This window comes from Streptomyces synnematoformans (assembly GCF_039531005.1).
In the GTDB taxonomy this organism is placed as follows: domain Bacteria; phylum Actinomycetota; class Actinomycetes; order Streptomycetales; family Streptomycetaceae; genus Streptomyces; species Streptomyces synnematoformans.
The window spans coordinates 1-8,211 of sequence record NZ_BAAAPF010000308.1 but is presented as its reverse complement, the minus strand read 5'-3'; the positions used below and the strand labels follow the sequence as shown (position 1 = coordinate 8,211).

Genomic DNA, 8,211 nt, shown 5'->3' with positions numbered 1-8,211 from the left:
CACCCCCGGCCCCCGGCCCCGCCGCCCCGCCGACGGCCGCCCGCCGCTCCGGCTCGCCGCGCCCCGCCCCCGGCTGCGCCTGGTCAGCGTCGGCCTCACCCTCCTCCTGCTGGTCTTCACCGTCCGGCTGCTGCAGGTGCAGGCCGTGGACGCCGGCGAGTACACGGAGAAGGCCAAGGTCAACCGGTACGTGCCGGTGGCCCTCAGCGCCGAGCGCGGCGCCATCACCGACCGCAACGGCGCCGAGCTGGCCACCACGGTCGACGCGTACGACATCGTCGCCGACCCCTATCTCTTCACGCCCAAGCAGACCGACGTCAAGGACGCCCCGCGGCGGGCCGCCGAGGTGCTGGCGCCGGTGCTGAAGGCGGACCCGCGGGAGATCCGGGCCAAGCTCGCCACGCCCGGCTCGCGCTACGTGAAGCTCGCGTCGATGCGGACGCCGCAGGTCTGGAACAAGATCAAGAAGCTGAAGAGCGAGTCGGCCGAGCGCGAGGTGGCGGGCGGCCGGCCGGACGTGCTCGGCGGGGTGTTCCCGAAGAAGCGGAACAAGCGCGTCTACCCGAACGGCGACCTGGCCGCCGGGATACTGGGCTTCGTCAACGCCGCCGGCAAGGGCCGCGGCGGCGTCGAGCGGGAGCACGACAAGCTCCTCGCCGGCAAGGACGGCAAGCTCGTCTACGCCCAGTCCGCCGGCCGCCGCATCCCCACCGCGGACGCCGAGGAGAACCCCGCCGAGCCCGGCTCCGACATCGAGCTGACCCTCGACCGCGACATCCAGTGGGCGGCCCAGACCGCCATCGAGAAGCAGGTCGAGGCCTCCGATGCGGACCGCGGCTACGTCATCGTGCAGGACACCCGCACCGGGGAGATCCTGGCCATGGCCAACGCCCCCGGCTTCGACCCCAACGACCTCTCCGCCGCCACGCCGGGCACCCTCGGCAACCCGGCCCTGGAGGACGCGTACGAGCCCGGCAGCGTCAACAAGGTCATCTCCATGGCCGCCGTGCTGGAGGAGGGCGTCGCCGCCCCCGGCACCCGCGTCACCGTGCCGAACGTGCTGCCCCGCGGCGGCCACGCCTTCCACGACGACGTCGAGCACCCGACCTGGTACCTCACGCTCAACGGCGTGCTCGCCAAGTCCAGCAACATCGGCACGATCCTCGCCGTCGAGCAGCTCGGGAAGAACCAGAAGCAGGCCAACAGGATCCTCCACTCCTACCTCAGCGACTTCGGCCTCGGCCGCCGCAGCGGCCTCGGCGTCGCGGGCGAGACCCCCGGCCTGCTGAAGCCCGCCGCCCAGTGGGACGCGGCGCAGCAGTACACGATCCCGTTCGGCCAGGGCCTGTCCATCAACGCGCTGCAGGCCGCCTCCGTGTACTCCACCGTCGCCAACGGCGGCGTACGGATCGAGCCCAGCCTCGTCCGCGGCAGCCGCGGTCCCGACGGCCGCTTCGACCCGGCGCCGGAGCCGGGGAAGGACCGCGTCGTCAGTGAGAAGACGGCGAAGACCCTGGCCCGGATGCTGGAGTCCGTCGTCGACGACGAGGAGGGCACCGGCACGAAGGCCCGCATCCCGGGCTACCGCGTCGCCGGCAAGACCGGCACCTCCAACCGGGTGGATCCGCAGACGGGCCGCTACCGCGGCTACACCGCCTCGTTCGCGGGCTTCGCCCCCGCCGACGCCCCGCGCGTGACCGTGTACTGCGCCATCCAGAACCCCACCGAGGGCAGCTACTTCGGCGGCCAGATCTGCGGCCCCGTCTACCACAAGGTCATGGAGTTCGCGCTCAAGACGCTCCAGGTGCCGCCCACGGGGGTCGAGGCGCCGCCGATGCCGGTCACCTTCGGCGCCGGCACCGACGGAGCGGGCGCGGGCGGCGACGGCGGCGCCGGCGGGGCGGGCCCGGCCGTCGGGCGGGGGGCCGCCGCCGCGGGGGCGGCCCCGCCCGTCGCCCGGGCGGCCGCCGGCCGATAGCCGATAAGAACTGAAAGATCGGACCTGCGCAGTGAGCACAATCACGGACGATCCGGGGAACCACCGACCGCGGCCCCCCTGGCTTGGCGGTGCGGCAGGCGGGCCCGGTACGCTCACCGCCGTGCCCCACCCCGATCAGTTTCACCAGGAAACGTCGGGCGCCCCGGCGAAGCACCCGGGGGCGCCCCGTCCCGCCGAGGTCGGCCCCGTACCGCTCACGGATCTGGCCGACCGGCTGGGCACCGGCGTGACCGGCGCGGCCGAGGGCGTCACCGTCACCGGCATCACCCACGACTCCCGCGCCGTACGCGCCGGCGACGTCTACGCCCCGCTGCCCGGCGCCCGCCTGCACGGCGCCGACTTCGCCGCGCAGGCCGCCGACCTCGGCGCCACCGCGGTGCTCACCGACCCCGCCGGCCTGGAGCGGGCCGCGGCGACCGGGCTGCCGGTGCTGGTCGTCGGCGACCCGCGGGGCCGGATGGGCGAGCTGGCCGCGGCGGTCTACGGCGAGCCGGGGCGCGAACTGCTGCAGATCGGGGTCACCGGCACCTCCGGCAAGACCACGACCGCGTACCTCGTCGAGGGCGGGCTGCGCGCCGCGGCGGAGAAGGCCGGCTCCGGGCTCACCGGCCTCATCGGCACCGTCGAGACACGCATCGGCGACGAGCGGCTGAAGTCGGAGCGGACCACGCCGGAGGCGACGGACCTGCAGGCGCTGTTCGCGGTGATGCGGCAGCGCGGCGTCGCGTCGGTGGCGATGGAGGTCTCCAGCCACGCGCTGGTGCTCGGCCGGGTCGACGGCGTCCTCTTCGACGTCGCCGTCTTCACCAACCTCAGCCCCGAGCACCTGGACTTCCACACCGACATGGAGGACTACTTCCGGGCCAAGGCGCAGCTGTTCACGCCGGCCAGGTCGCGGGCGGGCGTCGTCAACATCGACGACGAGTACGGGGCGCGCCTCGCCGAGGAGGCCGCGGACCCCGGCGGCGGCTACCCCGTCACCACCTACTCCGCCGAGGGCCACCCGGACGCCGACTGGCGGGCCGAGGAGGTGGAGATCGGCATGCTCGGCTCCACGTTCACCGCCGTGGGCCCCGGCGGCGTCGCGATCCCCGCGGAGGCGCCGCTGCCCGGCACGTTCAACGTCTCCAACACCCTCGCCGCCATCGCCGCGCTCGTCACCGCCGGCGTCGACCCGGCCACCGCCGCCGGCGGCGTGGCCGCCGTGCCGGGCGTGCCGGGCCGGCTGGAGCGGGTCGAGGCGGGCCAGGGCTACCTCGCCGTCGTCGACTACGCCCACAAGCCCGACGCGCTGGAGTCCGTGCTGCGCGCGCTGCGCAAGGTCACCGCGAACCGGCTGCACGTCGTCGTCGGCTGCGGCGGCGACCGCGACCCGCACAAGCGCGGCCCGATGGGCGCCGCCGCCGCGCGGCTCGCCGACACCGCGGTGCTCACCTCCGACAACCCCCGCTCCGAGGACCCCCTCGCGATCCTCGCCGCGATGCTCGCCGGCGCCGCCGAGGTGCCGGTCTACGAGCGCGGCGACGTGCTGGTCGAGGCCGACCGGGCCGGCGCCATCGCCATCGCGGTGGCCCGCGCCGACGACGGCGACACGGTCCTGGTCGCCGGCAAGGGCCACGAGCAGGGCCAGGACACGGCCGGGGTGGTACGGCCCTTCGACGACCGCGACGAGCTGCGCACGGCGATCCGCGGGCGGCCGGCAGCCGGCCCGCCCGGTTCCGCAGGCCCCGCCGGAGGCGGCCCCGCCGACCCCGCGGGAGGCGTCCGGTGATTCCGCTCAGCCTCGCCGAGGTCGCCGAGCTGACCGGCGGCGAGCTGCACGGAGGGGCCGACCCGCAGGCGCGGGTCACCCGCCCCGTGGTCATCGACTCCCGGCAGGCAGAGCCGGGCAGCCTCTTCGCCGCCTTCGTCGGCGAGCACGTCGACGGGCACGACTACGCCGCGCGCGCCGTCGCCGCCGGCGCCACCGCCGTCCTCGGCACCCGCCCGGTCGAGGGCGTGCCGACGGTCGTGGTCGCCTCCGTACCCCCGGCGCTCAGCGCCCTCGCCCGGCACGTCGTCGCCCGCCTCGACGGTTCGCTCACCGCGCTCGTCGCGCTCACCGGCTCCTCCGGCAAGACGTCCACCAAGGACCTGCTCGCGCAGCTGCTGCAGCGCCTCGGCCCGACGGTCTACACCCACGGGTCGTTCAACAACGAGATCGGCCATCCCGTCACCGCCCTGCAGGCCGCCGCCGACACCCGCTACCTGCTGCTGGAGATGGGCGCCCGCGGCCTCGGCCACATCCGGGAGCTGGCCCGGGTGACGCCGCCGCGCATCGGCCTCGTCCTCAACGTGGGCACCGCGCACATCGGCGAGTTCGGCGGCCGGGAGCAGATCGCCGAGGCCAAGGGCGAGCTGGTCGAGGCGCTGCCGCCGGCGGCCGCGGGCGGGGTGGCGGTGCTCAACGCCGACGACCCCCTCGTCCGCGCGATGGCCTCCCGCACCCGGGCGCGCACCGTCTACTACGGCGAGTCGCCGGAGGCCGACGTGCGGGCCGCGGACGTCCGCCTCAGCGCCGCGGGACGGCCGGAATTCACCCTGCACACACCCGCCGGCAGCGCCGGTGTGATCATGCGGCTGTACGGTGAGCACCACGTGTCGAACGCGCTCGCCGCCGCCGCCGTCGCGCACGAGCTGGGCATGCCCCCGGAGCGGATCGCCGAGGCGCTCTCCGCCGCCGAGGCGCTGTCCGGCCGGCGCATGGAGGTCCGGCGGCGGGCCGACGGCGTGACGGTCGTCAACGACGCGTACAACGCCAACCCCGATTCCACGCGGGCCGCGCTGCGCGCGCTCGCCGCCATGGGCCGGGGCAGTGCGGCGCCGGGGGGACGGACCTTCGCCGTGCTGGGCGCGATGGCGGAGCTGGGCGACCACGCCATGGCCGAGCACGACGGCGTGGGCCGGCTGGCCGTCCGCCTGGGCATCAGCAAGCTCGTGGCAGTGGGCCGGCAGGAGGCCGCCTGGCTGGACATGGGCGCGAAGAACGAGGGTTCGTGGGGTGAGGAGTCGGTGCACGTGTCCGACGTCGACGCGGCTGTCGACCTGATGCGCGGCGAGCTGCGGCCGGGAGACGTCGTGCTCGTCAAGGCGTCCAGATCCGAGGCGCTGTGGCGCGTGGCGGAAGCGCTGCTTGAGGAGGGCGCCGCCCGATGAGGCAGATCCTCTTCTCCGGGGCCCTCGGGCTCTTCTTCTCCCTCATCGGCACCCCGCTGCTGATCAAGCTGCTGGCCCGCCGCGGGTACGGGCAGTTCATCCGCGACGACGGCCCTCAGGCGCACCACAGCAAGCGCGGCACGCCGACGATGGGCGGCGTCGCGTTCATCCTGGCCACGCTCATCGCGTACGCGATCACCAAGATCGCCACCGGCAGCTCGCCCACGTACTCCGGGCTGCTGGTGCTCTTCCTGATGGCCGGCCTGGGCCTGGTCGGCTTCCTCGACGACTACATCAAGATCGTCAAACAGCGCAGCCTGGGGCTGCGGGCCAAGGCGAAGATGCTCGGCCAGTTCACCGTCGGCATCGCCTTCGCGGTGCTCTCGCTGAACTTCGAGGACGCCCGCCAGCTGACGCCGGCGTCCACCAAGCTGTCGTTCACCCAGGACTTCGGCTGGTCGATCGGCCCGGTGCTGTTCGTCCTCTGGGCGCTGTTCATGATCCTGGCGATGTCGAACGGCGTGAACCTCACCGACGGCCTGGACGGCCTGGCCACCGGCGCCTCGGTGATGGTCTTCGGCGCGTACGTCTTCATCGGCGTCTGGCAGTACCAGGAGTCCTGCATCAACGCCGACGTCCTGACCAACCCGGGCGCCTGCTACGACGTGCGCGACCCGCTCGACCTCGCCGTCGTCGCCTCCGCGCTGATGGGCGCCTGCTTCGGCTTCCTGTGGTGGAACACCTCGCCCGCGAAGATCTTCATGGGCGACACCGGCTCGCTGGCCCTCGGCGGCGCGCTCGCCGGCCTGGCCATCGCCTCCCGCACCGAGATGCTCCTTGCCATCCTCGGCGGCCTCTTCGTCCTCATCACCCTGTCCGTGGTGATCCAGGTCGGGTCGTTCCGGATGACCGGCAAACGGATCTTCAGAATGGCACCGCTGCAACACCACTTCGAGCTGAAGGGCTGGAGCGAAGTGCTCGTGGTGGTCAGATTCTGGATCATCCAGGGCATGTGCGTGATCGTCGGCCTGGGCATCTTCTACGCCGGCTGGGCCGCCCGGTGAGCGGCCGGCGGGCGCCCGGGAGGCCGGCATGAGCGGGTTCGCCGGCCGGGCCGTGACCGTCGCGGGGCTCGGGGTCAGCGGCGGGCCCGCCGCCCGCGCGCTGCACCGGCTCGGCGCGCAGGTCACCGTCGTCGACGGTGCCGACCACGACCGGGCCCGGGCGCAGGCCGCGGAGCTGGCGCCGCTGGGCGTCACCGTGCGCCTCGGCGACGGCGACACCCTGCCCGCGGGCACGGACCTGGTCGTCACCACGCCCGGGTGGAAGCCCTCCGCCCCGCTGTTCGCCGCCGCCGCGGCGGCCGGCGTGCCGGTCTGGGGCGACGTGGAGCTGGCCTGGCGGCTGCGCGGCCCCTCGGCGACCGGCCGGCCGCCCGCCGACTGGCTGGCGGTCACCGGCACCAACGGCAAGACCACCGCCGTCAAGATGCTCGCCGAGATGCTGCGCGCCGCCGGGCTGCACACCGCCGCCGTCGGCAACATCGGCGTCCCCCTGGTCGACGTCGTCACCGGCGGCGAGCCGTACGACGTGCTCGCCGTCGAGCTGTCCAGCTACCAGCTGCACTGGGCGCCGTCCGTACGCGCCCACTCCGCCGCCGTGCTCAACCTCGCCCCCGACCACCTCGACTGGCACGGCTCCATGGCGGCGTACGCGGCCGACAAGGGCCGCATCTACGCGGGCAACCGGGGGGCGTGCGTCTACAACGCCGCGGACCCGGTCACCGAGGAGCTGGTGCGCGCGGCGGACGTCGAGGAGGGCTGCCGCGCGGTCGGGTTCACCGCCGGCGCGCCCGCGCCCGGGCAGCTCGGCGTCGTCGACGGGCTGCTGGTGGACCGGGCGTTCGTGCCGGACCCGCAGCGTACGGCGCAGGAGCTGGCCGCCGTCGCCGACGTGCAGCCGCCCGCCCCGCACAACGTCGCCAACGCCCTCGCCGCCGCCGCCCTCGCGCGCGCGTACGGCGTCGAGCCCGCGGCCGTACGCGCGGGGCTGCGCGCCTTCCGCCCCGAGCCGCACCGCATCGAGCAGGTCGCCGAGGCCGGCGGCGTGACGTACGTGGACGACTCCAAGGCCACCAACACCCACGCCGCCGAAGCCTCGCTGGCCGCGTACGACGGCATCGTCTGGATCGCGGGCGGGCTGGCCAAGGGCGCCGTCTTCGACGACCTCGTCGTGGGCGCGGCGCAGCGGCTGCGCGGCGCCGTGCTCCTCGGCCGCGACCGGGCGCTCATCGCCGGGGCGCTGGCGAAGCACGCGCCCGAGGTGCCGGTGGTGGACCTCGACAGGACCGACCCCGGGGCGATGGCGGCGGCCGTCGCCGAGGCGGCGCGGCTGGCCCGGCCGGGCGATACCGTGCTGCTGGCGCCGGCCTGCGCCTCGATGGACATGTTCACGAACTACAACGTGCGCGGCGAGGCCTTCGCCGCCGCGGTGCGCGAACTCGCCTCCGGCGAGGGCCGGGGACCCGGGTAGCGCGGCGGCGCGTGCCGGGCTCCGGTCGCGCGCTGTGCGCGGGCGGTGCCCCGGCCGCGGGCGGGAGACGGGCGGCAGCCCGTAGGCCCTGTCGTTCGGGTCCTTGGCGGACTCGCCGCGGGGCACGTCCCACGCGGGAAGCGCCGGGGGGCCGGCACTGCTCCCCACAGCGCTCCCCCACAGCCCGCAGGCGCGCGTGGGCCCCCGGCGGGTGCGTGAGCGGTGCTCCCTGCTTCCTGAGCCGGCAGGGTCCAAACGACAGGCCCGGGATCCCGGCGGCCCGAAGGGGACCGCGTACCGTCGCGTCGTACCCCCCGGCGGGGCGTCGGCGTGGCAACCTCGTTGCCCATGGGCGGTGTGCGGGGCCAGCGAGGAGACGGCGGATGAGCAGAGCGGACCAGGACCGGGGCGCGCGGCGGCCGGCTGCCGGGCGCGGCGCGGCGCCGGAGAACCCGCCGCGGGCCGCCCGGGCCGGCCGCGGCACA

At 75.2% G+C, this 8,211-nt stretch carries 5 protein-coding genes; all 5 read left to right on the top strand.

Annotated elements, in window-relative coordinates; genetic code table 11:
- Positions 1 to 1,978 (top strand): peptidoglycan D,D-transpeptidase FtsI family protein (locus ABD317_RS30090; RefSeq protein WP_344293917.1); only part of this gene is annotated, 1,978 nt, incomplete at its 5' end.
- A 31-nt stretch (positions 1,979 to 2,009) separates the two neighbouring features.
- Positions 2,010 to 3,770, top strand: a complete 1,761-nt coding sequence (locus tag ABD317_RS30085) for a UDP-N-acetylmuramoyl-L-alanyl-D-glutamate--2,6-diaminopimelate ligase (RefSeq protein ID WP_425582468.1) — start codon at positions 2,010 to 2,012, stop codon at positions 3,768 to 3,770.
- The gene (locus ABD317_RS30080) at positions 3,767 to 5,194 is read left to right on the top strand and encodes a UDP-N-acetylmuramoyl-tripeptide--D-alanyl-D-alanine ligase (RefSeq protein ID WP_344293913.1); all 1,428 of its coding nucleotides are present in this window, start codon (positions 3,767 to 3,769) and stop codon (positions 5,192 to 5,194) included. The genes ABD317_RS30085 and ABD317_RS30080 overlap by 4 nt, the downstream gene beginning before the upstream one ends.
- Positions 5,191 to 6,258, top strand: coding sequence for a phospho-N-acetylmuramoyl-pentapeptide-transferase (gene mraY, locus ABD317_RS30075; protein WP_027753696.1), 1,068 nt, complete (start codon positions 5,191 to 5,193; stop codon positions 6,256 to 6,258). The genes ABD317_RS30080 and mraY overlap by 4 nt, the downstream gene beginning before the upstream one ends.
- Positions 6,259 to 6,286: 28 nt before the next feature.
- Complete coding sequence (gene murD, locus ABD317_RS30070) at positions 6,287 to 7,726, top strand: UDP-N-acetylmuramoyl-L-alanine--D-glutamate ligase (protein ID WP_344293911.1); 1,440 nt, start codon at positions 6,287 to 6,289, stop codon at positions 7,724 to 7,726.
- Positions 7,727 to 8,211: the final 485 nt, after the last annotated feature.

What these genes read in the sequence shown, in the direction of transcription:
- mraY (WP_027753696.1), top strand. Translation starts at nt 5,191, where the DNA reads ATGAGGCAGATCCTCTTCTCCGGGGCCCTCGGGCTCTTCTTCTCCCTC.
- murD (WP_344293911.1), top strand. Translation starts at nt 6,287, where the DNA reads ATGAGCGGGTTCGCCGGCCGGGCCGTGACCGTCGCGGGGCTCGGGGTC.